Source organism: Kitasatospora indigofera, from assembly GCF_014655955.1.
In the GTDB taxonomy this organism is placed as follows: domain Bacteria; phylum Actinomycetota; class Actinomycetes; order Streptomycetales; family Streptomycetaceae; genus Kitasatospora; species Kitasatospora indigofera.
In genome coordinates this window covers 1-25,848 of the sequence record NZ_BNBO01000074.1, presented here as the reverse complement: position 1 = coordinate 25,848, position 25,848 = coordinate 1, and the positions used below count along the sequence as shown (strand labels likewise).

The window sequence follows — 25,848 nt, the reverse complement described above, 5'->3', positions numbered from 1 at the left end:
ATTCTCGATGACCGAGCGTCACCCCGGGCGGTCCGCATCGCACCGGGCCGCCGGTCGAACCGGCGCAATACCGGACAGGTTGTTGACGGAGTGTCAACAGCGACGAGGGGGTAGGCCGGTCCGGCCCCCCGGGCCACCCTTGACGCGGTGATTGGTCCAGTCCAATCTTTGGGTGCGGCGCCGCCGGGTCCCGCTCCGCCGAAGCCGGCGGGGCGCCGTCCGCGGCCGGCCCGTAGGAACGCACCGCAAGCGCACGACCGCACCACCGCAAGCCCTGCAAGCCCGCAAGTCCCGCACGCCCCGCGTCGTCGCGAGGCGCCCGGCACCTCCACCCGGGGCGCCGCCGTACCGCGACGCCGCTCCGCGCGGGCCCCACCTCACCGGGAGCCCGTCGCACCCCCATGCCCGGGCTCCCCGCCGATCCACCCCGGGTCGCTGCACCGCCGGAAACCCCACTGTCCGGAGGACTGTCCATGCTCGACCGAGCCATGCCCGAACGCGCGTCCGCGCACCGGGCCAACCCGAGCCGCAGAGCCGGAGCGCTGGCCCTCGCGGCCGTGCTCACCACCGGAGGCGCGGCCCTCGCCACGACCTTCGGCTCGGCCTCGGCCGCCACCGTGAACCTGCTGGCCAACCCGGGGCTGGAGACCGGCACCCTCAGCGGCTGGAGCTGCTCCAACGGGTCCGTGGTCACCACCCCCGTGCACAGCGGTGCGTACGCGCTGAACGGCGGCGCCTCGGCGTCCGACACCGGCCAGTGCCAGCAGACGGTGGCCGTCCAGCCGAACACCTCGTACACCCTGTCGGCCTGGGTCCAGGGCAACTACGTCTACCTCGGCGCGACCGGGACGGGCGTCAACTCCACCGTCTGGACGCCCTCGTCCGCCGCCTGGAGCCAGCTGTCCACCACCTTCACCACCGGGGCGGGCACCACGTCGGTGACCGTCTTCACCCACGGCTGGTACGGCCAGGGCGCCTACAAGGCGGACGATCTGAGCCTGGCCGGCCCGGGCGGCACGACGGCGAGCCCGAGTGCCTCGGCCAGCGCCGGCGCGTCGCCGTCCGGCAGCGCGAGCCCGTCGTCCAGCGCGTCGCCCTCGTCCAGCGCCGGCCCGTCGACCAGCGCGTCCCCGTCGACCAGCGCGAGCCCGACCGTCACCGGCACGGCGACGGTCACCGCGACCACCACCGGCGGGCCGACCGGCGACGGCAAGGTGACCACACCGACCGGCGTGACCGTCGGCAAGGTGACCCACAACGCGATCGTGCTCAGCTGGAACGCGTCCACCGACAACTCGCAGAACGGTGACACGCCGGCGTACAAGGTCTGGGCCAACGGCCAGGTCGTGGCGACCTCGATGGGCACCCAGGTGGCGATCACCTCGCTGCTGCCGAACACCTCCTACACGTACACCGTGCAGGGGTACGACGCGAGCGGGCACGCCTCCGGCCAGTCCGCGCCGGTCTCCACCACCACGGCGGCCGCCCCGGCCGCGAAGCCGGTCAAGTCGGCCTACTTCGACCAGTGGGGCATCTACGAGAACGCCTACTTCCCGAAGAACGTCGGGAGCAGCGGCGCGGCGGGCAAGCTCGACGTCATCACCTACGCGTTCGGCAACGTCCACCCCACCTCGCACACCTGCTTCGAGGCGGTCAAGGCCTCCGACGCGGCGCACGAGGACAACCCCAACGCCGGTGACGGCGCCGGCGACGCGTACGCCGACTACCAGGCCACCTTCGCCGCGGCCGACAGCGTGGACGGCACCGCCGACAGCTGGGAGCAGCCCATCAAGGGCAACTTCAACCAGCTCCGCCAGCTCAAGGCGAAGTACCCCAACCTGCGGCTGACGATGTCGCTCGGCGGCTGGACCTACTCGAAGTACTTCTCCGACGCGGCCGCCACGGACGCCTCCCGCAAGGCCTTCGTCTCCTCCTGCGTCGACATGTTCCTCAAGGGCAACCTGCCGAAGAACATCGCCGGTGACGCCTCCGGCGGCGTCGCCTCGGCGGCCGGCCTCTTCGACGGCATCGACATCGACTGGGAGTACCCCGGCTCGCCCGGCGGCCACACCGGCAACCACTACTCGGCCGCCGACAAGGCCAACTTCACCCTGCTGCTGAAGGAGTTCCGCACCCAGCTGGACGCCTACGGCGCCACCGTGGGCAAGAAGTTCCTGCTCACCGCGGCCCTGCCGAGCGGCCAGGACAAGATCAGCTACCTGGAGACCGACAAGATCGGCGCGTACCTCGACTACGCCGACATCATGACGTACGACATGCACGGCGCCTGGGACGCCACCGGCCCCACCAACCACCAGGACCCGCTGCACGACAGCCCCGCCGACCCGACCACGCCGATCACCCCGGGCGCCCGCAAGTACAACGTGGACACCACGCTCACCGCGTACACCACCGGCCTGCCCGAGTACGGCATCACCGGCGGCTTCCCGGCGGCCAAGATCGTGCTCGGCATCCCGTTCTACTGGCGCGGCTGGACGGGCGTGCCGGCCGGGGCCAACTTCGGTCTCTACCAGAGCGCGACCGGCCCGACGGCGGCCAAGCCGCTGAGCGCGGAGTCCGGCCTCGCCGCCTGGAAGGAGCTCACCCCGACGGCGGCCAACACCCACTGGGACGCCACCACGGAGAGCTCGTGGATCTACGACGGCACCAACTTCTGGACGGGTGACACCCCGCAGGCCATCCAGGCCCGCGCGGCCTACGCCAAGAACAAGGGCCTGGGCGGCATGTTCGCCTTCGCCCTGGAGAACGACGACGCGTCCGGCACGCTGCTGAACGCGATCGCGAGCGGCCTGGGCCAGTAGTCCGGCAGCACCCCCGGCGGCGCCCCCGGTGCCCGGCCGGCCGCTTCGGCGGCCGGACCGGGCACCGGGGGCGCCCGCTCACCGTCCGCCGCCCCGGCCCCGCGCGGGCCGGCCCCCGTCCGCAGGGCCCCGCGTGCCGTCCGCCGGGCGTCCCGTGCCGTGCGTGTGCTGCTCACGCCGCGTCGACGAACTCGGCGACCAGCTTGACGAATTCGTCCTCCCGCTCGAAGAAGGCGACATGCCCGGCGTCGATCTCGGTGTACCTGCTGCGGGCGATCGAGGCGTGCAGCACCCGGCTGTTCTCCACCGGCACGGTGGCGTCCTGGGTGCAGCCGATCACCAGGGTCTCGGCCTCGATCCGGGGCAGCAGCGCGCGGACGTCGATCCGGGTGTCGAGGTCCACGTGCCGCAGGGTGCCGGGCGTGGGCGGCATGTTGGGGATCAGGGCCTCCACCTCCGCCCGGCCGATCGCGTTGAGGAAGCCGCGGCTGAACCCGGTCATGGCCACGCTCCGGCCGAAGGAGGCGGGGTCGCTCGCACCGAGGTCCTTCCACAGGGTGAAGAGGTTCCGCAGGTACTCGTCGCCGTCGGTGTGGGCCCAGCCGGCCACCAGCACCAGGCGCCGGACCAGGTCGGGGCGCAGGGCCGCGACGGCGGCGGCGACCGGGGAGCCCATCGAGAAGCCGAGCAGGTCCACCGGGCCGTCCGCCACCTCCTCGACGACCGCGATCACCTGGGCGGCGAGGCCCTCCACGGTCAGCGGACCGCCGTCGTCGGTGGTCCGGTCGGTGCCGGAGAGGTCCGGGGTGACCACCGTGCGCCCGGTGAAGCGGGGGGCCGTCCGGCCCCAGGTGAGTGCGGCGCCGGCCGAACCCGTGCCGTGCACGAGGACGAGGACGGGGCCCGAGCCGGTGCGCTCGTAGTGGACCTGGGCGTCGGCGACGGTGACGGTGGCCATGGTGCTGCTCCTTCGGTACCCGGCACCTGCGGCGCCGGCGGGCTGGTCGCCGGTCGTTCGCTCCGGCACCGAGAACACTGCCGTCCCCGGGGCGGGGCCGGGAGAGCCCCGCCGACCCTGGGACCGGCGGTCCCAGGATCGGCGGGGTCGCGGCCCGGGCGCCCGCCGGGCCCGGTCCGGGGCCTGCCGCTGAGTCGGCTCCCGGCCCTTTCGCGGGAGAAGGCGCTGGTCACGGCGCCGGAGGATCCGGCAGGATGGGCGGTATGACGATCGACCGACGCGAGCTCGCCGACTTCCTGCGCCGTTCCCGGGACCGGGTCCGCCCGCAGGACGCGGGCCTGCCCGCCGGCCCGCGGCGGCGCATCCCGGGCCTGCGGCGCGAGGAGGTCGCCCAGCTGGCCGGGATGTCGGCGGACTACTACATCCGCCTGGAACAGGCCCGGGGCCCGCAGCCCTCGCCCCAGATGCTCGCCGCGCTGGCCCGCGCCCTGCGCCTGAGCACGGACGAGCGGGACCACCTGTACCTGCTGGCCGGCCACCGGCCGCCGGCCGCCCGGGCGGCCGGGGACCACGTCGCCCCCGGGCTGCTGCACCTGCTCGACCAGCTCCCCGGCACACCGGCCCAGGTGCTCGGCGAGCTGGGCGACGTGCTGGCCCAGAACGCGATGGCCCGCGCGCTGCTCGGCGGGGTGTGCACCGTCTCCGAGCACGGGCGGAACGTGGTCTGGCGCTGGTTCGCGGACCCGGCCGCGCGGGCGGCGTACCCGGCCGAGGAGCACGGGCACTACAGCCGGGTCCATGTCGCGGACCTGCGTGCGGCCGTGGGCCGCCGGGCGGGCGACCCGGCCGCCACCCGCCTGGTGGAGCGGCTGCGCGGGGCCAGCGAGGAGTTCGCGGGCCTCTGGGAGCTGCACGAGGTGGCGGTCCGCCGGCACAGCCGGATGCGGGTGCTGCACCCGGTGATCGGGCCGGTCGACCTGGACTGCCAGATCCTGCTGGCGCCGGAGGGGGACCAGCGGCTGGTCCTGCTCACCCCGCCGCCGGGGACCGACACGGCCGACCGCCTGGCGCTGCTCGGGGTGGTGGGCACGGAGCAGTTCGCCCGGGTGGACTGAGGCGGCGGCCGTCGGCCCGCCGGCTGAGCCGGGGGCGGCTCGTCCTCGCCGGACACCACGCGTCCTCAGCCGGGCCCTGAACGCCGGGCCATGAACGCCGGGCCCTGAACGCCGGGTCTGCCGAGCCGGGTCTGCCGGGCCGGACCTCCTCAGGCCCCGCCGCCGGTCGATCCGCCGCCGCTGACGCCCAGCCACGGAGGGGACTGCACACGGCGCTGGACGACCAGGTCCACCTGGACGCCGGCCGGGGCGAGGATCCGTTCCAGCTCCTGGTGGAGGGCCGTGGTGTCGGTCGTCCACGGGGGCAGTGCCGCGGGCCGGACGCGGTGGCCGTTCCGCAGCAGCACGTACAGGGTGATCTTGACGGAAGCGGGCTTGCGGCCCCGCACGTACGACTCCACCACCGAGTGCTCGATCCAGATCTGCCGCACGTCGGCGAGCGGTCTCGGCCGGTCCGTCCGGGCGCTCCGGACGACGGTCAGGGTGTCCGGGGCGGCGGCGGGGGAGAACCGCAGCCGGGTCACGTCCCGGAAGGCCCCGTACACGATCACCAACGTGTTGACGAGGAGCCCCAGCACGGCGGCGATCCCGACCGCGGCCCAGAGCGGGCCGGGCCCGGGCATGAAGGCCAACGCCATGACGACGTAGGCCGGGGTGCCGAAGACAGCGCCGGCCACCAGCGACCCGAGCGCCTCCCCGGGCCAACGCCTGGCGGCGAACACGAGCGGCCCGGCTCCCTCGCGAAGCACCACGTCGACCACGTCGGGATGCGAACGGTCCACCCGTACCCTGTGCATGACGCAACGTTAGAACGGCGCCACCGGTTGTGGAAGGGCGTGCGCGGCGGGCCCGCCCGCCGGGGAGCCGGCAGCCAGGGGCCCCGAGGGGCCCGGCGCGAGGGGTGCCGTGCGAGAGGCCCGTGTCCGGAGGTCGGTGCGAGGAGGCCCGTCGATCGCTCGCCGGGCCGGGTCGATCATGCTTGCCTTCGAGTGCACTCCAAGGTGCAGGCTGTCCCCGTACACCCGGCCCGTACCTGAAGGAGCATCAGTCATGCGTAGCAGCACTCTCGGGGCCGGCGGTCCCGAGGTCGGCGTGGTGGGTCTCGGCTGCATGGGCATGACCTGGGCCTACGACCCCAGTGGGCGCGACGATGCCACCTCCACCGGGGTGATCCGCACCGCCCTCGACCTCGGGGTCACCCTGATCGACACCGCCGACGTCTACGGCCCGTACAGCAACGAGGAGTTGGTCGGCGCCGCGCTGGGCGGCGGGTACCGCGAGCGGGCCGTGCTGGCCACCAAGGTGGGCCTGGTGGTGAGCGACGGCGAGCGGCCGGTGGTCAACAACGGCCGGCCCGACCACATCCGCCGCTCGATCGACGAGAGCCTGCGCCGGCTGGGCACCGACCACGTCGACCTGTACCAGCTGCACCGGGTGGACCCGGAGGTCCCGATCGAGGAGAGCTGGGGCGCCCTCGCGGAGGTCGTGGCGGCCGGCAAGGCCCGGCGGATCGGCCTGTCCGAGGTGAGCGTCGAGCAGATCAAGCGGGCGCAGGCCGTCCACCCGGTCGCCTCCGTGCAGTCCGAACTCTCGCTGTGGACCAGGGACGCGCTCGCCGAGGTGCTGCCGTACACCGAGGAGCAGGGCATCGCGTTCCTGCCCTTCTCGCCGCTCGGCCGGGGGTTCCTGGCGGGCCGCTTCAGCTCGGCGGACGACCTGCCGGACGACGACTTCCGCCGGGCGCTGCCGCGCTTCCAGCAGGAGGCGCTGGCGGCCAACCAGGCGATCGTGGCGGGGGTCGGACGGGTTGCCGGCCGGCGTGGCGCCACGCCCGCCCAGGTCGCACTGGCCTGGGTGCTGGCGCAGGGCCGGCTGGTGCTGCCGATCCCGGGCACCAAGACGCCCAAGTACCTGGCGGACAACGCGGCTTCGGCCGACGTGCGGCTCACCGCCGAGGACCTCGCCGAACTGGACGCGCTGCCCGCGCCCACCGGCACCCGTTACTGACTTCCCGGCTGCCCGGGCCCGGTGACCGCGCCGGGCCCGGGCGGCCCGCGGCTCAGGACAGCACGAGCAGGTCCATCCAGCTGGTGGCGGGGTGCCCGGGCTGGGCCGCCGCGGTGGCCCGCAGCCGGGCCATGCCGCGCTCGAACTCCTCGTCGGTGAGACCGCGCAGCTTGGAGTCGGCGTCCCGGCGGATCCGGGCGGCGAAGTCGCCCAGGCCGGCGGCGCTCTCCTGGGGCACGGCGCGCAGCGCGGTCCGGCGGAACCCGGCGCCGGCGAAGGCCGCGCAGACCTGCTCGACGGTCGGGTACCCGTCGATCAGTCGCTCGGTCTCGGGGAAGAACCGCACCCGGAGGTCCCGGCCGGCCCGTCCGGGGAAGAGGTTGCGGATCAGCACCGGGGCTCCCGGCTTCAGCACCCGCCGCAACTCCTCGGCGGCGGCGGGCAGATCGGGCAGGTGGTGGACGACGGAGCCCAGCCAGGCGGCGTCCGCGCAGCCGTCCGGCACGGGGAGCGCGTCGGCCCGCCCGTCGAGGACTTCGATGCCCTCGGTCCTGGGGATCATCGCGCGCATCGCCTCCGCCGGGTCGACGGCGAGCACCCGTACGCCGAACCAGTCGTGGAAGGCGGTGGCGAAGGCACCGGTCCCGGCCCCGACGTCCAGGACCGTGCCGCCCGGGGCTAGGGCGGCCTCGGCGGCGATCGCCGCGCGCCAGGCGTCCAGCCCGGCCCGGGGCACCTCGCGGGCGATCCGGTAGTCCTCGGCGGTCTGTCGGTCGTAGGCGATCCCTGCCATGGTTCCTCGGTCTCTCGATGGTGGGTGGTGGGGCCCGGCCTGCGCCCGGCCCGGGCGTGGTCGGGCCCGGGCGTGGCGGGCCGGGGTGCGGTCAGGACGGGGTGCGGTCCTGGACCCAGATCATCTTCCGGCCGGTCTCGCCGGGCGCGCCGACCGCCGCGTCGTCGGTCCGGTCCAGCCGGTAGCCGAGTCTGCGCGGGACGGCGGCGCTGCGGGTGTTGGCCTCGTCGCAGTGGATCTCCGTACGGGTGATGCCGGGCAGGCCGAGCGCGGCGGCGGTCAGGGCCCGGGCGGCGGCGGTGGCGAGGCCCCGGCCGCCGTGGCCGGCGTCCGTCCAGTAGCCGATCTCCAGGGTGCCCGGGCCGATCCGGCCGTGCAGGCCGAACGCGCCCACCACGGCGGTGGGTTCGGCGTCGGGGGCGAGCACGTACAGGAAGTCGGTGCCGGCCCGCCAGGCGCTGTCGCCGGCCCGGACCATCGCCAGGGTGGCGGCCGGGTCCGGTGCGTGGGCGGCCCAGGGCATCCACGGGCGCAGGTGGTCGAGGTTGGCCCGCACCAGGGCGTTCAGCGCCGGTGCGTGGGCGTCCGTGCGACGGTGCAGGGAGTATCCGCCGGCGACGGTCAGCAGCCCGGGCGGTCGGGCGGCGGTGGTCCGCACCGAGGTCTGGACCACTCTCTGTTGCGTTCGGCTCATGGCCGCGAGTATCCCGCTCCGCCCGGGCCGCCGACCAGCGGATTTCCGGGCGTCAGAGGCGGACCAGGATCTCGTCCAGCTCCTTGCGGTGCAGGTCCGGGACGCGCGCGTCCTCCGCCGGATAGCCGACCGGGATCACGTACGCGGCTCGCTCCTCGGCGGGGCGCTCGCAGACCTCGTTGAGGAACTTCATCGGGCTCGGGGTGTGGGTCAGGGTCGCCAGCCCGGCCTGGTGCAGGCAGGCCAGCAGCAGGCCGACCGAGATGCCCACCGACTCCTTGGTGTAGTAGGGGCGGGGGCTCCGCGGCCCCTTGTGCACCTCGAAGACCACGATCACGGCGGGGGCGTCCTCCAGGAACGGCTTCCGCCAGTCGGTGCCGATCGGTGCCAGCGCGGCCAGCCACTCGGCCGAGGCCCGGTGGTCGTAGAACTCGCGCTCCTCCGCCTCGGCGGCCTCCCGCAGCCGCCGCTTGCGCTCCGGATCGGTGATCACCACGAACCGCCACGGCTGCACGTGCGCGCCGCTGGGCGCGGTGGACGCCGTCCGGACCGCCCACTCCAGCACGCCGTCCGGGATCGGGCGGGCCGAGTAGTCGCGGACGGTCCGGCGCCGGGCCATCACGTCGTGGAAGGACCTGCTGCGTGCCTCGGCCTCGTGGGCGGGCACGGTCATGGGGCGGTGCGGGACGCTCGGGTAGGAGGTCCCGGCCGCATCGATGTCAACCATGGTGGTCAGCACAGCACATGACGGCCCGTCGGCGGAAGGGCCCGGTCGGGCCGGTCAGCTCTCGTGGACCAGACCACCGCGGACCTCGAGCCGCCGGTTGACGGTCACCGCCTCCAGCATCCGCCGGTCGTGGGTGACCAGCAGCAGCGTCCCGGTGTAGGTGGACAGGGCCGACTCCAACTGCTCGATGGCGGGCAGGTCCAGGTGGTTGGTCGGCTCGTCCAGCACCAGCAGGTTCACGCCGCGGGCCTGCAGCAGGGCCAGTGCGGCCCTGGTCCGCTCACCGGGGGAGAGGGTCGCCGCCGGGCGCGTCACGTGGAAGGCCTTCAGCCCGAACTTGGCCAGCAGGGTGCGGACCTCCTCCGGGGTGAGCTCCGGCACCGCGGCCTCGAAGGCGGCCGAGAGCGGCTCGCCGCCGAGGAACAGCCCGCGGGCCTGGTCGACCTCGCCGACCACCACGCCGGAGCCCAGCGAGGCGCTGCCGGCGTCCAGTTCGAGCCGGCCGAGCAGGGCGGCCAGCAGGGTCGACTTGCCGGCGCCGTTCGCGCCGGTGATGGCGACCCGGTCGGCCCAGTCGATCTGCAGGTCCACCGGGCCGAAGGCGAAGTCCCCGCGCCGCACGGCGGCCCCGCGCAGGGTGGCGACCACCGAACCGGAGCGCGGCGCGGCGGCGATCTCCATCCGCAGCTCCCACTCCTTGCGGGGCTCCTCCACCACGTCCAGGCGCTCGATCATCCGCTGGGTCTGCCGGGCCTTGGCGGCCTGCTTCTCGGTGGACTCGGACCGCATGTTGCGGCCGATCTTGTCGTTGTCGCTCGACTTGCGGCGCGCGTTGCGCACGCCGTTCTCCATCCAGCCGCGCTGCATCCGGGCCCGGGACTCCAGGCCGGCCTTGGTGTCGGCGTACTCCTCGTAGTCCTCGCGGGCGTGCCGGCGGGCCACCGCCCGCTCCTCCAGGTAGGCGTCGTAGCCGCCGCCGTACAGGTTGACCTGCTGCTGGGCGAGGTCCAGTTCCAGCACCCGGGTGACGGTGCGGGCCAGGAACTCGCGGTCGTGGCTGATCAGCACGGTGCCGGCGCGCAGACCCTTGACGAAGCCCTCCAGCCGGTCCAGGCCGTCCAGGTCGAGGTCGTTGGTGGGCTCGTCGAGCAGGAAGAGGTCGTAGCGGGAGAGCAGCAGCGAGGCCAGCCCGGCGCGGGCGGCCTGGCCGCCGGAGAGCGCCGTCATCGGCAGGTCCAGGCCGACCTTCAGCCCGAGCGAGTCGGCGACCTCCTCGGCCCGCTCCTCCAGGTCCGCGCCGCCGAGGTCCAGCCAGCGGTCCAGGCTCACCGCGTACGCGTCGTCGGCCCCGGCGCGGCCCTCCACCAGGCCCTCGGTGGCCGCGTCCAGCGCCGCCTGCGCGGCCGCCACGCCCGTCCGGCGGGCCAGGAAGTCCCGGACCGACTCGCCCGCGCGCCGCTCCGGCTCCTGGGGGAGGTGCCCGACGTTGGCGGTCGGCGGGCTGAGCCTGAGCGAGCCGCCCTCCGGCGTGTCCAGCCCGGCCATCAACCGCAGCAGGGTCGACTTGCCGGCGCCGTTGGCACCGACCAGGCCGACCACGTCGCCCGGGGCGACGACCAGGTCCAGGCCGGAGAAGAGGGTGCGGTCGCCGTGGCCGGCGCTGAGGTCTTTGACTACGAGAGTGGCGCTCATGATGTCCCCGATCCTATCGGGGGCGCCGCCGTGCCCCCGGGCGCGAGCCGGGCGGTGGCGGGCGGGTGACGCAGCGCGACGGCCCCGGGCCGCTGTGCGGGCCCGGGGCCGTCGTGGGTGGTGCGGCGCTACCGCGGCGGCGTCACTTCTTCGACATGAAGTCGAGCGCGTGCGCGGCCACGTCGTCCAGGTACGGGCCGGCCTGCCAGCCGCCCTCGTCGTTGCCGATCGAGGTGTCGCTGACCAGGGCGGGCTTGCCGTCCTTGGTGCTGAACCAGCCGCCACCGCTGCTGCCGCCGGTGTTGCTGCAGCCGACGGTGAGCAGCGGCGGACGGCTCGCGTCCTTGGACAGCCGGACCGGCTTGCCGCCCGCGCAGGTCTCCAGCTCGACGCCGTCGTACGGCTCGGCGGCGGGGTAGCCGTAGGTGTTGATGCTCAGCTGGTCGCGGGGCGCGTTGAACCAGACCGGGACGGAGCCGCCGACGGTCTCCTCCAGCGACTTGCCGCCCGCCTTGGGGTTGGCCACCTTGATGATCGAGAAGTCGTAGTGGATCGACCCGTTGAGCGCGCCCTCGGGCTCCGCCTCGCCCGCCCACTGCGGGGAGACGATGGCACCGACGGTGCCCCACTCGCCGTACGGCTCGGCCTGCTCGATCGCGCCCTTCTTGCCGCCGCTGAGGGTGGCGGTGCTGTTGAAGGCCGGGGCGAACACGATGTTCTCGTGGTACCCGGCGCCCTTGCCCTCGTGGGTGCAGTGGCCGGCCGTCCACACCAGGTTGCTCTTGCCCGGGTGCGCCGGGTCGGAGATCACCGTGCCGGAGCAGACGAAGTCCTTGCCGCCGGACTGGAAGAAGACCTTGCCGTTCACGTGGAACTGCTTGGCGAACGGGTGCGCGACGGGCTTCGCCTCGATCCGGGCGGGCCGCGGGTCGTTGCCGCCGTCGGCGGGCTTGGCGCTGGGCTTCGCGCTGGGCTGGCCGCTCGGCTGCCCGGTCGGCTTGGCGCTCGGGGCCGGTGCGTCCGGCGCCTGGGCCGGCGGCTTGGCGTCGAGCATCCGCTGGATGTTCCAGTAGCCCGCGACGGCCGGCTTGACGACGTTCTGCTGGGCCCACTTGTCCCAGTCCTCGAACTTCCAGCTCTTCAGCTCGTCCAGGGTCGGCAGGTGCAGCGCGGCGGCCGCCCCGCCTCCGCCCGGGGTGCCGGCGGCGGACGCGGGCGGCGGCCCGTCCGGAACGGGCTCGCTGTTCTCCGGGCCGCAGGCGGTGGCCGCCAGCAGGGTCAGCGCGGCGACGGACGTGGTGAGCGCGGCGCGGCCGGTGCGGGCGCCACGGCCGGTGCGGGCGCTCTTCGCATGCCGGTCGCGGGCAGCACGAAATACAGGTGACACGAGATCATTTCCCCCTTGGACTCCCCCGAACGGCCTCGGGCCGCCGGTACAGCAGCAGGGAGTCTCCCATGTCCGGTCCCGGCCGGTGACACGCACCCCCCGGTTGGTCGGCCCGGCCCGCCGGCCGGTGACGCGAACGATCCGTGCCTCCGCGGGGCCGTCCCCGGGGCGGCCCCGGCAGGAAATCCGTTTGCGGGCCGGCGGGCACCGCTCGTACCGTTGACCACGTCGCCCCCGCCGGAACAGGAGAAGGCCGTTGCTCTACTGAGGTCCCGAGACACCGCCCCCGCGCCCCCCGAGAGCGCGGCGCGCGAGCGTGCGACCCCAGTGATGAGCCGGCCCCCGTAGGCCCAGGCAGCTCCGTCGACCCGGCCGGGCCGGCCCGTCGCGGCATCCCCGTCGTACCCCGCCGCACCCCGTCGTGCCCGCGGTGTCTCCCCGTGTTGCTACCTCCACCGATCCTCAGCAACCACCCGGGAGGCCGACCATGGCTCAACCGACCACCACCTCCGTCCTGTGCACCGCCCTCGGCTTCGAGTGGCCGGACGGCACCACCGCCTTCGACGGCTTCCAGTTCGCCGTCGGCCCCGGGCGCACCGGCCTGATCGGCCTCAACGGAGCGGGCAAGTCCACCCTGCTGCGGCTGATCGCCGGCGAGCTCACCCCGACCGCCGGCACCGTCCGGGTCGGCGGCGAACTCGGCTACCTCCCCCAGGGGTTGACCCTGGACACCACCCTCAGGGTGGACGAGGCGCTCGGCATCAGGGCCGCCCGCGAGGCCCTGCACGCCATCGAGTCCGGCGACACCGACGAGCGGCACTACGACGCCGTCGGCCAGGACTGGGACGTCGAGGAGCGGGCCCGCGCCACCCTCGACCGGCTGGGCCTCGACCGGCTCGGCCTGGACCGCACCACCGGCGAACTCTCCGGCGGCGAAGCGGTGCTGCTGCGGCTGGCCGCCCTGCTGCTGCGCCGCCCCGACGTCCTGCTGCTGGACGAGCCGACCAACAACCTCGACCTGGCCGCCCGCGAGCGGCTGTACGAGGCCGTCGCGGGCTGGGGCGGGGTGATGGTGATCGTCAGCCACGACCGTGAACTCCTCCAGCAGGTCGACCAGATCGCCGACCTGCGGGACGGCGCGGTCACCTGGTACGGCGGCAACCTCGCCGAGTACGAGCGGACGGTCGCCGCCCAGCAGGAGACCGCCGAGCGCCTCGTCCGGACGGCCGAGGCCGAGGTCCAGCGGCAGAAGCGGGACCTGGCCGAGGCCAGGATCAGGCTGGACCGCAGCGCCAGCTACGGCAAGAAGCGCGCCGTCACCCGCAACGACCCGAAGATCTTCGCCGGCACCTTCAAGAGCCGCGCCCAGGAGACGGCCGGCCGGCTCCAGGGCATGCACACCGACCGCCTCGACGAGGCCCGCCAGCGGCTCACCGCCGCCGAGGAGGCGGTCCGCGACGACGCGGAGATCCGGGTCGACCTGCCGCGCACCTCGGTGCCGGCCGGCCGGGCGGTGCTCAGCCTCGCCAAGGTCCGGCTGCCGTACGGCGTGACGGCCGACCTGGAGCTGCGCGGCGCCGAACGGATCGCCCTGGTCGGACGCAACGGCTCCGGCAAGACCACCCTGCTGCGCACCATCGCGGGCGAACTCGCCCCGCTGGAAGGAGAGATCACCACCCCGGTACCGCTGCGCCACCTCCCGCAGCGCCTCGACCTGCTGGACGACTCGCTGAGCGTCGCGCAGAACGTCAAGGCCTTCGCCCCGGCGGCCGGCGACAACGCGATCCGGGCCAGGCTGGCCCGCTTCCTGTTCCGCGGCGGGCGCGCCGATCAGCTCGTGGGCACGCTGTCGGGCGGCGAGCGGTTCCGGGCCACCCTGGCCGCCCTGCTGCTCGCCGACCCGCCCCCGCAACTGCTGCTGCTGGACGAGCCGACCAACAACCTGGACCTGGCCAGCGTCCGCCAGCTCACCCAGGCACTGGCCGCCTACCGGGGCGCGCTGGTCGTGGCCAGCCACGACCTGCCGTTCCTGCGGGAGATCGGCGTCACCCGCTGGCTGGAGCTGGACGGTGCGCTGCGGCCGGCCGGTCCGATGTGACGGGCCGGCCCCGCCGGGGGCCGGCCCGGTTCCCGCCCCGGCGGGGTACCGCGGCCGGTACCCCGCCGGTACCATCGGCGCCATGCCGGCCCTGAACATCGAGTACACGGAGCACGAACTCGCGGCCATCCGTGCAGCGGCGGCCGCCGACGGCAAGAGCGTGAAGGCGTACGTCCACGACCTGAGCGTGCGCGAGCAGCAGCGGCGCACCTTCGTCGACCACGCGGTGGCGTTCTGGAACGAGCACGTCGAGGAGTTCGACGCGGCCTTCCCCGAGGACGCGCCCCCGGCGAGGCCCGCCGCGGCGTGAGGATCCTGCACGTCGACATCCGCTGGCTGCTCGACGTCCAGGAGCTGGCCTCGCCGGAGGATCTCAGCGTGCGCGACTACTCCGCGCTGCAGGCGGCGGTGGCCCGGCACCGGGTCAACACCGCGCAGCTCGGGCACACCGCCGACCCGGCCTGGTGCGCGGCGACCCTGATGCACACCATCGTGCTGCTGCGGCCGCTGCCGGTGCGCAACAACCTGTACGCCTGCATGGCCACCGCCGCGTACATGCACGCGGCCGAAGAGGGCATCGACCCGCCGTACGGCGCCCTGGTGGAACTGGCCCGGGACGTGGCGGCGGGCACGGCCGACGTGTTCGCGGCGGCCGGCCGGATCCGCGACTGGCGGATCTGAGCGTGCCGGGGCCCGGCCGGCCCCGGCCGCCCGGGGCCCGGTGACGCCATGCGAGGCATCGGGCGCCGCCCTGCGGCGCGTCAGATCGGGCCGGGGGCGGCCGTGTCCGAGCATGACGCCCATGACGAGAAGCACACGTGTGACCGCGGCCGTGTCCGCCGCCTGCGCCCTGGTCCTGCTGGCCGCCGTGCCCGCCTCGGCGGGCGGTGCCGAGCCCGGCGCGGCCGACGGCGCCGGCGCGGGAGATCCGTACTTCCCGCTGTCCGGCAACCGGGGGTACGACGTCCGGCACTACGACCTCGATCTCGACTTCACGCCCGCCACGCACGAGTTGGCCGCCGAGGCGACCGTCTCGGCGACCGCGGGGGAGCGGCTGGAGCGCCTCCGGCTGGACTACTCCGGGCCGCGGATCGAGAGCGTCCAGGTGGACGGGCGGCCCGCGGAGTACCGGCGCGACGGGCAGAAGCTGGTGATCCGTCCGGCGCGCGCGATCCGCCCCGGCGGCGGGTTCACCGTCAAGGTCCGTTACCGGGGCGTCCCGGAGCGGATCAGCGACAGCGTGCTGGGCGACTACGGCTGGTTCAACACCGACGACGGCGCGGTCGCGCTGAACGAGCCGGACGGCGCCCGGACCTGGTACCCCGTCAACGACGACCTGCGGGACAAGGCCACCTACACCTTCCGCCTGACCACGCCGAACGGCGTGCGGGCGCTGGCCAACGGCGAGCCGCAGGGCGCACCCCGGACCCACGGCGACCGGACCACGGCCGTGTGGGAGATGCGCGAGCCGATGGCCAGCTACCTCTCGACGGTGGCGATCGGGAACTTCGCGGTGACCCGCGGTGACGCGGGCGGCATCCCGAACATCACCGCGTACGACCCGGCCGGCGGCGACGGCTCCTTCCTGCAGCGCAGCACGGCCGAGGCGGTGGCCTGGGAGGCGGACCGGTTCGGCCGCTACCCGTTCGGCTCGACCGGCGGGATCATCGACCGGGTCGGGGCCGGCTACGCCCTGGAGACCCAGAGCCGGCCGGTGTACGACGGCGCCCCCGACGAGCTGACCGTCGTGCACGAGGTGGCCCACCAGTGGTTCGGTGACAGCGTCACCCCCGCGACCTGGCGGGACATCTGGCTCAACGAGGGCTTCGCCACCTACGTGGAGTGGCTCTGGCAGGAGGGGCACGGCGGTCCGAGCGCCAAGGAGACCTTCGACGGCTACTGGGCGACGCCGGCCGGGGACCCGTTCTGGCTGCTGAGGACGGGGGACCCCGGGCGCGACGACATCTTCAACTACGACGTGGTCTACGTCCGGGGTGCGATGACCCTCCAGGCGCTCCGCGACACCATCGGCGACCAGGACTTCTTCACCCTGCTGCGGGAGTGGGCCGCGACCTACCGGCACGGCAACGCCGCCACCTGCGACCTGCTCCGGCTGGCCGAGAAGATCTCGCACCGGGACCTCGGCCCGCTGTTCGACGCCTGGCTCTACACGGCGGCCAAGCCGGGGCCGTCGGCCTGATCCGGCCGGTCGCGCGGCCCGGCCCCGGGCGGGGCGGGCCGGACGCGACGGAGGGCGGTGCGGTGTCCGGGCCGGACACCGCACCGCCCTCCGGGCGTCTGCGCTCAGGCTTCGGCCGGGACGGTCCGCCGCAGCTTGCCGGCGACCAGGGTGCCGAGCCGGTCCAGGCCGACCACCACGGCCGCCAGGACCACGAACTCGACCGTGAGCAGCACGATCTGGCCCCAGACGTAGCCGTAGCCCTTCTCGGTCGGGTCGAAGAAGAAGTACGGGTACGGCGTCGGGTAGTTGGAGAACAGCGCCGCGCGGGCCATCACGATGCCGGCGTAGCCGAGCGGGAAGGCCAGCCAGAGCGGGATGTCGCGCCAGTGCGAGGCGTTGCGCGGGCGCAGGGTCAGCCAGTCGAGGATCACCAGCACCGGGGTGACGTAGTGCAGGAAGAACGAGGACCAGTGCTGGAGCTTGTCCGGCCCGTCGAACAGCCCGGGCAGCGGGTTGGCGCCGTGCTCCAGCAGGATGTGCGAGACCAGCCCGGTGATCAGGATGTAGAGGGTGACCGCGCCGCGCAGCCGGGGCGCGGGGGCGTCGACGGTGCCGCGCCGCTTCATCCAGTAGACCGCGCCGGCGAAGTAGGCCAGCACGAAGACGTTGCTCTGGATGGTGAAGTAGACCAGGGAGCCGGTGCCGAGGGTCAGGCCCGTGCCCGCCGATATCACGATGGCCAGGCGCCACCAGAGCGCGGGTCGGGTCCAGACGGTCATACTGTCACCTGATCTTTTCGGGAGGTATCGGACGGGAAGGTCGTCGCACTCTACTGGCTGGTAGGGGCGGTCGTGAAGGATCGTTCCGGCTCGGAGCCGCCGGGCCGGTGGCACACCGTCCGGACCGGGCCCTGCGGAGGTCCGCAGCCGGTCCGGCGGGGCAGGGGCCGGGACACGGCGGGGAGGCGGCAGGCGTCACCCGGGCAGGACGAAACCCGACTCGTAGGCCACGATCACCGCCTGGGTGCGGTCCCGCGCGCCGAGCTTCGCCAGCACCGCGCCGACGTGCGTCTTGACCGTCTCCGGGCTCACCGCCAGCCGGCCGGCGATCTCCGCGTTGCTCAGCCCCGCCGCCATCAGCCGCAGCACCTCGCCCTCCCGCCCGGTGAGCCGGCCGACCGGGCCCAGGCCCGGGTCCGGGCGGCGCGCCGGGGCCTGCCGGCGGGCCAGCTCCCGCAGGGCGGCCGGGAAGAGCAGCGAGTCGCCGCGCGCCACCAGCCGGACGGCCTGCACCATCTCCTCGGCCCTGGCCCGCTTCAGCAGGAACCCGGCGGCGCCGGCCCGCAGCGCGTCGTAGACGTGGTCGTCGTGCTCGAAGGTGGTCACCACCAGCACCTTCGGCGGCTCGTCCATGGTCGCCATCAGCTCCTCGGTGGCCCGGATGCCGTCCGTCCCGGGCATCCGGACGTCCATCAGCACCACGTCGGGCCGCAGCTCGCGCGCCAGCGGCACGGCCTCGGCGCCGGAGGCGGCCTCGCCGACCACGGTGAGGTCCGGCTCGGCGTCGATCACCACCCGCAGTCCCGTCCGCACCAGCCGCTCGTCGTCCACGACCAGCACCCGGATCGGCCCCGGGTCCTCGCCGTGGGCGCGCCCGGCCGCCGCCGGGCCCTGAGCCGGGCCCTGAGCCGGGTCCTGAGCCGGGTCCTGAGCCGGGTCCTGAGCCGGGCCCTGAGCCGGGCCCGGCGTCGGGTCCTGAGCCGGCGCGCCCTGCGCGCCCGCGCGCTGCCGCGCCCTGTCGTTCGTCGTCATCCCCGTTGCCCCCGTCACCCGTTCGCCCCCGGTACCCGGTGTCCCGGTATCCGTCGTCCCCGCCCCGCCGACCGGTACCGTCCGGCCGGCGCCGTCATGGTGCCGCCCCCGCCGTCGGGCTCCCCGTCGTGGGGATCCCCGCCGTCCGGCTCCGCGACGGTGCCGTGCCGGTGTCTTGGCCCGGGTCTTGGTCCGGGTCCGTGGCCGTCTCCGCGCCCAGCGGCAGCCGGACGGCCAGCCGCCAGTGCCCGCCGTCCGGGGTCGGCCCGGATTCGCAGCCGCCGCGCAGGGCGGCGGCCCGTTCGCCGATCCCGCGCAGCCCCCGGCCCCCGCCCGGCCGGGGCGGCCGCCCGGCGGCGAGCGGGTTGGTCAGCTCCAGCTCCAGCCGGTCGGGCCGCAGGCCGATGCGGAGCACGGCCGGCGCCGCCCCGGCGTGCCGCAGCACATTGGTCAGCCCCTCCTGGACGATCCGGTACGCCTCCCGGGAGACGGCCGGCGGCAGCCCGGGCAGGCCGGGCGGCAGCGAGGCCCGGACCTTGACGCCGGTCCGCTCCAGCTGGCGCAGCAGGTCGTCGAGGACGGCCAGCGTCGGACCGGCCGGGGCCGGCCCCGCCGGCTCCTCCTCGCGCAACAGGCCCAGCACGGTGTCCAGTTCGGCCACCGCTTCGCGGGCGGTCCGCTCGATCGCCCGGAGCGCCTCGGCGGCGAAGGCCGGGTCGGCGGCCAGCACCCGGGCGGCGGCGGCTGCCTGGAGGCCGACCGCGCTCAGCGCGTGCCCCACCGAGTCGTGCAACTCCCGTGCCAGCCGGTTGCGCTGGGCCAGGACGGCGGCCCGGTGCTCGGCCGCCGCGAGCCGCTCGTCCGGGGTCGGCCCGAGCAGCGCCGGCGCCGACCGGGCGAGCAGCGCGCCCGCCCCGGCGTTGGTGACCAGCAGGAGCAGGAGGAGCGCCAGGCCGAGCGCCGGGCCGCCGAACCACTGGTGCTCCCGCCACCAGGCCGGGGCGTGGTCCAGGGCACCGAGCGGCAGCAGCAGCGTCACGGCGGCCGGCGGTACGGCGAGCGACATCCCGCTCACCACGCCGCCGAGGAAGAGGTGCAGCACGTACCAGGCGGCGGTCCGCCTTCGGGCCGCCCAGGACCGGGCCGGTCCGGTGGACAGCTCCCCGGCGGCCCCGGCGCAGAGCATCCGGGCGGCCGTGCCCTCCAGGACCCGGACCACCGGCAGCAGCGCGGTGAGCGCGGCCAGCGGCAGTGCCGTGCCGAAGGCGACGAACTGCAGGGCGACCCGCCGCAGCGGTTCACCGCCCGGGTAGACCGCGCCCAGCACCACCGAGGACAGCAGCCAGTACGGCATCAACAGGGCGCCGCCCAGCACCAGATGCACCCACCGTCGGCGCGGCCGCCGTCCGAGCAGCGCGCTGCCCGTCCTGCGGACGCCGGTCCCCCGTACCCCCGCGTTCACCGGACCGACTGTACGTCAGGTGCCCGCCGTCCCGCCGGTCGGCTCCCGCCTGCCCCGCCCTGCCGGCCCCGCTCCCGCCCGCTCCCGGCGCCGTCGGGCGGGGGAGCGTGCCCGGCGTCCGGTCGCCCCGGCCCGTCCGCCGCCCGCACCGCCCGGCGCCCCGCCCCGGTCCCTCCCCGGCCGGCTCCGGGCCCCCGGTCCGGCCCGTCCGGCACCCCCGGGCCGGGTGCGCGCCGCCCTTGTTACCGGCGGGTTGCTTATCTATCATCGCCAGTGTTACAGCTTTACTGTCAAACCGACGAAGGGGCAGCGGATGGACGGCGCGACCAACCCCGGCCCGCTGGCCGGCGTGCGGGTGGTGGAGCTCGCGGGCATCGGCCCGGGCCCCTTCGCCGCCATGCTGCTGGCCGACCTGGGCGCCGACGTGGTGCGGGTCGACCGTCCCGGCGCCGGGCCGTTGAGCATCGAGCCGGCCTACGACGTCACCAACCGGAACAAGCGGTCCGTCCTGGTCGACCTCAAGTCCCCGGAGGGGCCCGGCCAGGTGCTCGGCCTGGTCGGACGCGCCCAGCTGCTGATCGAGGGCTACCGCCCCGGCGTCGCCGAACGCCTCGGCGTCGGCCCCGACGCCTGCCTGGCCCGCAACCCCGCCCTGGTCTACGGCCGGATGACCGGCTGGGGCCAGGACGGCCCGCTCGCCGCCCGGGCCGGCCACGACATCGGCTACACGGCGCTGGCCGGCACCCTCGGCATGATCGGCGACCCGGACGGCCCGCCGGCCATCCCCGCCAACCTGCTCGGCGACTACGCGGGCGGCTCGCTGTACCTGGTCGTCGGCCTGCTGGCCGCCCTGCACCACGCCCGGGAGACCGGCGCCGGGCAGGTCGTGGACGCCGCCGTGGTGGACGGCGCCGCCCACCTCACCTCGATGCTCTGGGGCCTGCTCGCCGCCGGCCGCTGGCAGGACCGGCGCGGCGTCAACCTGCTCGACGGCGGCGCGCCCTGCTACGCCGTGTACTCGGCCTCCGACGGCGGCCACCTCGCGGTGGGCGCCCTGGAGCCGCAGTTCTACGCCGAGTTCAGCAAGCTGCTGGGCCTGGAGCCGGACGCGCCCGGCCAGTTCGACGTCCCGCGCTGGCCGGAGCTGCGGGCCCGGATCGCGGCCCGGTTCGCCACCCGCACACTGGCCGAATGGACCGCCGTCTTCGACGGCACCGACGCCTGCGTCGAGCCGGTGCTGAGTATGCGGGAGGCGGCCGGCCACCCGCACCTGGCGGCGCGCGGCACCTACACCCAGGTCGACGGCGTCACCCAGCCGGCCCCGGCCCCGCGATTCTCCGCCACCCCCGGCACGCTGCGCCGGCCCCCGGCCCGCCCGGGCGCCGACACCGCCGAGGTCGCCCGCGACTGGGGCGTGCCCGCGCTCGCCCCCCGCTGACCGCCGCCACGGCTCCGACCGCCCCGAGAGGACACCGCAGTGCAGCGAGAGATCTACACCGAGGAGCACGAGGCCTTCCGGGAGACCGTCCGGGCCTTCCTCGCCAAGGAGGTGCTCCCGCACCACGACCGCTGGGAGCGGGCCGGCATCGTGGACCGCTCCGCCTGGACGGCCGCCGGCGCGCAGGGCCTGCTGGGCCTGGCCGTCCCCGAGGAGTACGGCGGCGGGGGCAGCGCCGACTTCCGCTACAGCGCCGTCCTCGCCGAGGAGTTCACCCGGGCCGGTGCCTCCGGCCTGGCGCTCGGCCTGCACAACGACATCATCGGCCCGTACCTCACCTCGCTGGGCGACGAGGAGCAGAAGCGCCGCTGGCTGCCCGGCTTCTGCAGCGGCGAGATCGTCACCGCCATCGCGATGACCGAACCCGGGGCCGGGTCCGACCTCCAGGGCATCCGGACGCACGCCGTGGACCAGGGCGACCACTACCTGCTGAACGGCTCCAAGACCTTCATCTCCAACGGGATCATCGCCGACCTGGTCGTGGTGGTCGCCCGCACCACCCCGGAGGGCGGCGCGCACGGACTGAGCCTGCTGGTGGTCGAGCGCGGGATGCCGGGCTTCGAGCGCGGCCGGAACCTCGACAAGATCGGCCAGAAGGCCCAGGACACCGCCGAGTTGTTCTTCAACGACGTCCGGGTGCCGAAGGCCAACCTGCTGGGGGAGGAGAACGGCGCCTTCGTCTCGCTGATGCGCAACCTCGCCCAGGAGCGGCTGGCGATCGCGGTCTCCGCGATCGCCGCCGCCGAGCACCTGGTCGAGATCACCACGGAGTACGTCAAGCAGCGCGAGGCCTTCGGCCGGCCGCTCGGCAAGCTGCAGCACGTCCGCTTCGAGATCGCCGAACTGGCCACCGAGTGCGCGGTCACCCGCGCCTTCGTGGACCGCTGCATCACCGAGCACAACCGCTGGGCGCTCACCCCGGTGGACGCCTCGATGGCCAAGTGGTGGGCCACCGAACTGCAGAAGCGCACCGCCGACCGCTGCCTGCAACTGCACGGCGGATACGGCTACATGGCCGAGTACCCGGTGGCGAAGGCGTTCACCGACGGCCGGATCCAGACCATCTACGGCGGCACCACCGAGATCATGAAAGAGATCATCGGCCGCTCCCTCCTCGGCTAGACCCTCCCGGAAAGGCACCCACCGTGACCACCGAAGCGTACGTCTACGACGCTGTCCGCACGCCGCGAGGCCGGGGCAAAGCGAACGGCTCGCTGCACGGCACCAAGCCGATCGACCTCGTGGTCGGCCTGATCCACGAACTGCAGGCCCGGTTCCCCGGGCTGGACCCGGCCGCGATCGACGACATCGTGCTCGGTGTGGTCAGCCCCATCGGCGACCAGGGCTCCGACATTGCCCGGATCGCCGCCATCGCCGCCGGCCTGCCGGACACCGTCGCGGGCGTCCAGGAGAACCGCTTCTGCGCCTCCGGCCTGGAGGCCGTCAACCTGGCCGCCGCCAAGGTCCGTTCGGGCTGGGAGGACCTCATCCTGGCCGGCGGCGTCGAGTCGATGTCCCGGGTGAAGATGGGCTCCGACGGCGGAGCCTGGGCGATGGACCCGATGACCAGCTACCGGACCGGCTTCGTGCCGCAGGGCATCGGCGCCGACCTGATCGCCACCATCGAGGGCCTGTCCCGCACCGACGTGGACGCCTTCGCCGCCGAGTCCCAGGCCCGCGCCGCCAAGGCGCAGGCGGACGGGTACTTCGACCGCTCGGTCGTCCCGGTCAAGGACGTCAACGGCCTGGTGGTGCTGGACCGCGACGAGTTCATCCGCCCCGGCACCACGGTGGAGACCCTGGCCGGCCTCAAGCCCTCCTTCGCCGGCATCGGCGAGGCCGGCGGCTTCGACGCCGTCGCGCTGCAGAAGTACCACTGGGTCGAGTCCATCGACCACGTCCACCACGCCGGCAACTCCTCCGGCATCGTGGACGGCGCGGCCCTGGTCGCGATCGGCTCCCGCGAGATCGGCGAGCGGTACGGGCTGCGCCCGCGGGCCCGGATCGTGTCCGCCGCGGTCTCCGGCTCCGAGCCGACCATCATGCTGACCGGCCCGGCCCCCGCCACCCGCAAGGCCCTCGCCAAGGCCGGCCTGACCGCCGCCGACATCGACCTGGTCGAGATCAACGAGGCCTTCGCCGCCGTGGCGCTCCGCTTCATCCGCGAACTCGGCTTCCGCCACGACCAGGTGAACGTCAACGGCGGCGCGATCGCCCTCGGGCACCCGCTGGGCGCGACCGGCGCGATGCTGATCGGCACCCTGATCGACGAGCTGGAGCGCCGCGACCTGCGCTACGGCCTGGCCACCCTCTGCGTCGGCGGCGGTATGGGCGTCGCCACCGTCATCGAGCGCATCTGAAACGGGAGACCTCCACCTCATGAGCAACACGACTGCCATCCGCTGGGAACAGGACCAGGACGGTGTGGTCACCCTCGTCCTCGACGACCCCGCCCAGTCCGCCAACACCATGAACGCCGGCTTCACCGACGCCCTGGAGGCGACGGTCGAGCGGCTGAAGGCCACCGAGGGCCTGCGCGGCGTGATCATCACCTCCGCGAAGAAGACCTTCTTCGCCGGCGGCGACCTGCGGCTGATCTCGGCGGCGACGCCGGAGAGCGCCGACCAGGTCTTCGCCAACTCGATGCGGATCAAGCGTGCCCTGCGCACCCTGGAGACCCTCGGCAGGCCGGTGGTCGCGGCGGTCAACGGCGCGGCCCTCGGCGGCGGCCTTGAGATCGCGCTGGCCTGCCACCACCGGATCGCGCTGGACGTGCCCGGCAGCAGGATCGGGCTGCCCGAGGTCACCCTCGGGCTGCTGCCCGGCGGTGGCGGCGTGGTGCGCACCGTGCGGATGATGGGCATCACCGACGCGCTGCTCAAGGTCCTGCTGCAGGGCCGCCAGTACCGCCCGGCGCAGGCCCTGGAGAACGGCCTGGTGCACGAACTGGCCGCCACCCGCGAGGAGATGCTGGAGAAGGCGCACGCCTTCGTGGCCGCCAACCCGGAGGCCGTCCAGCCCTGGGACGTCAAGGGCTACCGGATCCCCGGCGGCACCCCGAGCACCCCCGCGTTCGCGGCCAACCTGCCGGCCTTCCCGGCCAACCTGCGCAAGCAGCTGGCCGGCGCGGACTACCCGGCCCCGCGCAACATCCTGGCCGCCGCGGTCGAGGGCGCCCAGGTCGACGTCGACACCGCGATGGTGATCGAGGCCCGGTACTTCACCGAGCTGGCCTGCGGCCAGATCTCGAAGAACATGATCCAGGCCTTCTTCTTCGACATGCAGGCCGTCAACTCCGGTGCGGGCCGCCCCAAGGGCGTGGACCCCCGGGAGGTCCGCAAGGTGGCGGTGCTGGGCGCCGGCATGATGGGTGCGGGCATCGCGTACTCCTGCGCCAAGGCCGGCGCCGAGGTGCTGCTCAAGGACGTCACGCTGGAGGCGGCCGAACGCGGGAAGGCCTACTCCGCCGGGCTGCTGGACAAGGCGGTGGCGCGCGGCCGCTCCACCGAGGCGCAGCGGGCGGAGCTGCTGGCCCGGATCACGCCGACCGCCGACGCCGCCGACCTGGCCGGCTGCGACGTGGTGATCGAGGCGGTGTTCGAGAACCCCGAGCTGAAGCACAAGGTGTTCCAGGAGGTCCAGCAGGTCGTCGCGCCGGACGCGCTGCTCTGCTCCAACACCTCCACCCTGCCGATCGGCCTGCTCGCCGAGGGCGTGGAGCGCCGGGCGGACTTCATCGGCCTGCACTTCTTCTCGCCGGTCGACAAGATGCCGCTGGTGGAGATCATCAGCGGCCCGGAGACCGGCGCCGAGGCGCTGGCCCGCGCCTTCGACCTGGTCCGCCTGATCGGCAAGACGCCGATCGTGGTGAACGACTCGCGCGGCTTCTTCACCTCGCGGGTGATCGGGCAGTTCATCAACGAGGGCGTCGCCATGGTCGGCGAGGGCGTCGACCCGGTCTCGGTGGAGCAGGCCGCGGCCCAGGCCGGCTACCCGGCCAAGGTGCTCTCACTGCTGGACGAGCTCACCCTCACCCTGCCGCGCAAGATCCGCGGCGAGGCCCGGCGGGCGGTCGAGGAGGCCGGCGGCACCTGGACCGAGCACCCCGGCGACGTGGTGATGGACCGGATGCTCGACGAGTTCGGCCGCCCCGGCCGCAGCGGCGGCGCCGGCTTCTACGAGTACGAGGACGGCCGCCGGGTCCGGCTCTGGCCCGGCCTGCGCGAGCACTTCACCGGGGGCGCCGAGGCGCAGATCCCGTTCGAGGACATGAAGGAGCGGATGCTGTTCGCCGAGGCGCTGGACTCCGTCCGCTGCCTGGAGGAGAACGTGCTGACCTCGGTCGCGGACGCCAACGTGGGCTCGATCCTCGGCATCGGGTTCCCGGCGTGGACCGGCGGTGTGCTCCAGTACATCAACGGCTACCGGGGCGGGCTGCCCGGATTCACCGCCCGGGCGCGGGAGCTGGCGGCGGCGTACGGCGAGCGGTTTGCCCCGCCGGCGATGCTGGAGCGGCTGGCGGCCGAGGGCGGCCGGTTCGCGGACTGAGCCCGGCCCGTCCGGACGGCGCCGCGCGCGGGGACGGTCCCGCGCGCGGCGCCG

Annotated in this window: 21 protein-coding genes; 11 read left to right on the top strand and 10 right to left on the bottom strand. The window is 74.5% G+C overall.

Annotated elements, in window-relative coordinates; all coding sequences use genetic code 11:
- The first annotated feature begins 473 nt into the window (after nucleotides 1-473).
- Nucleotides 474-2,822, top strand: a complete 2,349-nt coding sequence (locus IE329_RS41945; protein WP_308438429.1) for a glycosyl hydrolase family 18 protein — start codon at nucleotides 474-476, stop codon at nucleotides 2,820-2,822.
- A 172-nt stretch (nucleotides 2,823-2,994) separates the two neighbouring features.
- Here the strand turns inward: IE329_RS41945 and IE329_RS36175 are convergent, their stop codons facing one another.
- On the bottom strand, nucleotides 2,995-3,780 hold the full coding sequence (locus IE329_RS36175; protein WP_190215293.1) for an alpha/beta fold hydrolase: 786 nt from the start codon (nucleotides 3,778-3,780) through the stop codon (nucleotides 2,995-2,997).
- Between the two features lie 254 nt (nucleotides 3,781-4,034).
- On the opposite strand from IE329_RS36175, the gene IE329_RS36170 reads away from it, so the two are divergent.
- The gene (locus tag IE329_RS36170) at nucleotides 4,035-4,895 is read left to right on the top strand and encodes a helix-turn-helix transcriptional regulator (protein WP_190215292.1); all 861 of its coding nucleotides are present in this window, start codon (nucleotides 4,035-4,037) and stop codon (nucleotides 4,893-4,895) included.
- 149 nt (nucleotides 4,896-5,044) lie between these two features.
- Here IE329_RS36170 and IE329_RS36165 read toward each other — a convergent pair whose 3' ends face one another.
- Nucleotides 5,045-5,692, bottom strand: coding sequence for a hypothetical protein (locus tag IE329_RS36165; protein WP_190215291.1), 648 nt, complete (start codon nucleotides 5,690-5,692; stop codon nucleotides 5,045-5,047).
- A gap of 253 nt (nucleotides 5,693-5,945) precedes the next feature.
- Here IE329_RS36165 and IE329_RS36160 point away from each other — a divergent pair, with 253 nt between their 5' ends.
- Nucleotides 5,946-6,902: an aldo/keto reductase gene (locus IE329_RS36160; RefSeq protein ID WP_190215290.1), complete on the top strand. Its 957-nt coding sequence runs from the start codon at nucleotides 5,946-5,948 to the stop codon at nucleotides 6,900-6,902.
- 52 nt (nucleotides 6,903-6,954) lie between these two features.
- Here IE329_RS36160 and IE329_RS36155 read toward each other — a convergent pair whose 3' ends face one another.
- The 5 genes from IE329_RS36155 to IE329_RS36135 all read right to left on the bottom strand — a co-directional run bounded on the left by IE329_RS36155 (nucleotide 6,955) and on the right by IE329_RS36135 (nucleotide 12,195).
- Nucleotides 6,955-7,695: a class I SAM-dependent methyltransferase gene (locus tag IE329_RS36155; RefSeq protein WP_190215289.1), complete on the bottom strand. Its 741-nt coding sequence runs from the start codon at nucleotides 7,693-7,695 to the stop codon at nucleotides 6,955-6,957.
- A gap of 91 nt (nucleotides 7,696-7,786) precedes the next feature.
- Nucleotides 7,787-8,389 carry a GNAT family N-acetyltransferase gene (locus IE329_RS36150; protein WP_190215288.1) on the bottom strand — a complete coding sequence of 201 codons (603 nt, stop codon included), beginning with the start codon at nucleotides 8,387-8,389 and terminating at the stop codon, nucleotides 7,787-7,789.
- Between the two features lie 52 nt (nucleotides 8,390-8,441).
- Nucleotides 8,442-9,116, bottom strand: coding sequence for a nitroreductase family protein (locus IE329_RS36145; RefSeq protein ID WP_190215287.1), 675 nt, complete (start codon nucleotides 9,114-9,116; stop codon nucleotides 8,442-8,444).
- A gap of 54 nt (nucleotides 9,117-9,170) precedes the next feature.
- Entirely contained in the window at nucleotides 9,171-10,808 is a 1,638-nt protein-coding gene (locus tag IE329_RS36140; protein ID WP_190215286.1) for an ABC-F family ATP-binding cassette domain-containing protein, read from the bottom strand.
- 142 nt (nucleotides 10,809-10,950) lie between these two features.
- Nucleotides 10,951-12,195, bottom strand: a complete 1,245-nt coding sequence (locus tag IE329_RS36135) for a trypsin-like serine peptidase (protein ID WP_190215285.1) — start codon at nucleotides 12,193-12,195, stop codon at nucleotides 10,951-10,953.
- A 487-nt stretch (nucleotides 12,196-12,682) separates the two neighbouring features.
- Here IE329_RS36135 and IE329_RS36130 point away from each other — a divergent pair, with 487 nt between their 5' ends.
- The 4 genes from IE329_RS36130 to IE329_RS36115 all read left to right on the top strand — a co-directional run bounded on the left by IE329_RS36130 (nucleotide 12,683) and on the right by IE329_RS36115 (nucleotide 16,493).
- Nucleotides 12,683-14,293, top strand: a complete 1,611-nt coding sequence (locus IE329_RS36130) for an ABC-F family ATP-binding cassette domain-containing protein (RefSeq protein WP_190215284.1) — start codon at nucleotides 12,683-12,685, stop codon at nucleotides 14,291-14,293.
- A gap of 82 nt (nucleotides 14,294-14,375) precedes the next feature.
- Nucleotides 14,376-14,603 carry a hypothetical protein gene (locus IE329_RS36125; protein WP_190215283.1) on the top strand — a complete coding sequence of 76 codons (228 nt, stop codon included), beginning with the start codon at nucleotides 14,376-14,378 and terminating at the stop codon, nucleotides 14,601-14,603.
- Nucleotides 14,600-14,974: a toxin Doc gene (locus IE329_RS36120; protein WP_190215282.1), complete on the top strand. Its 375-nt coding sequence runs from the start codon at nucleotides 14,600-14,602 to the stop codon at nucleotides 14,972-14,974. Before IE329_RS36125 ends, IE329_RS36120 begins: the two co-directional genes overlap by 4 nt.
- A gap of 121 nt (nucleotides 14,975-15,095) precedes the next feature.
- Nucleotides 15,096-16,493, top strand: a complete 1,398-nt coding sequence (locus IE329_RS36115) for a M1 family metallopeptidase (protein WP_190215281.1) — start codon at nucleotides 15,096-15,098, stop codon at nucleotides 16,491-16,493.
- Nucleotides 16,494-16,597: 104 nt separating this feature from the next.
- Here IE329_RS36115 and IE329_RS36110 read toward each other — a convergent pair whose 3' ends face one another.
- The 3 genes from IE329_RS36110 to IE329_RS36100 form a co-directional block, all read right to left on the bottom strand.
- Nucleotides 16,598-17,254, bottom strand: a complete 657-nt coding sequence (locus IE329_RS36110) for a Pr6Pr family membrane protein (protein WP_190215280.1) — start codon at nucleotides 17,252-17,254, stop codon at nucleotides 16,598-16,600.
- Between the two features lie 195 nt (nucleotides 17,255-17,449).
- Nucleotides 17,450-18,100 (bottom strand): response regulator transcription factor, encoded by a 651-nt coding sequence (locus IE329_RS36105; RefSeq protein ID WP_190215302.1) that lies wholly within the window; start codon nucleotides 18,098-18,100, stop codon nucleotides 17,450-17,452.
- Nucleotides 18,101-18,380: 280 nt separating this feature from the next.
- Nucleotides 18,381-19,748: a sensor histidine kinase gene (locus IE329_RS36100; RefSeq protein ID WP_229928037.1), complete on the bottom strand. Its 1,368-nt coding sequence runs from the start codon at nucleotides 19,746-19,748 to the stop codon at nucleotides 18,381-18,383.
- Nucleotides 19,749-20,061: 313 nt separating this feature from the next.
- On the opposite strand from IE329_RS36100, the gene IE329_RS36095 reads away from it, so the two are divergent.
- From IE329_RS36095 to IE329_RS36080, 4 genes are read left to right on the top strand one after another with little or no spacing between them, the layout of a single operon-like run.
- Complete coding sequence (locus IE329_RS36095; protein ID WP_190215279.1) at nucleotides 20,062-21,186, top strand: CaiB/BaiF CoA transferase family protein; 1,125 nt, start codon at nucleotides 20,062-20,064, stop codon at nucleotides 21,184-21,186.
- 39 nt (nucleotides 21,187-21,225) lie between these two features.
- Nucleotides 21,226-22,368 (top strand): acyl-CoA dehydrogenase family protein, encoded by a 1,143-nt coding sequence (locus IE329_RS36090; RefSeq protein WP_190215278.1) that lies wholly within the window; start codon nucleotides 21,226-21,228, stop codon nucleotides 22,366-22,368.
- A gap of 23 nt (nucleotides 22,369-22,391) precedes the next feature.
- On the top strand, nucleotides 22,392-23,606 hold the full coding sequence (locus tag IE329_RS36085; RefSeq protein ID WP_190215277.1) for an acetyl-CoA C-acetyltransferase: 1,215 nt from the start codon (nucleotides 22,392-22,394) through the stop codon (nucleotides 23,604-23,606).
- A 19-nt stretch (nucleotides 23,607-23,625) separates the two neighbouring features.
- Nucleotides 23,626-25,794 carry a 3-hydroxyacyl-CoA dehydrogenase NAD-binding domain-containing protein gene (locus IE329_RS36080; protein ID WP_190215276.1) on the top strand — a complete coding sequence of 723 codons (2,169 nt, stop codon included), beginning with the start codon at nucleotides 23,626-23,628 and terminating at the stop codon, nucleotides 25,792-25,794.
- Nucleotides 25,795-25,848 lie beyond the last annotated feature (54 nt).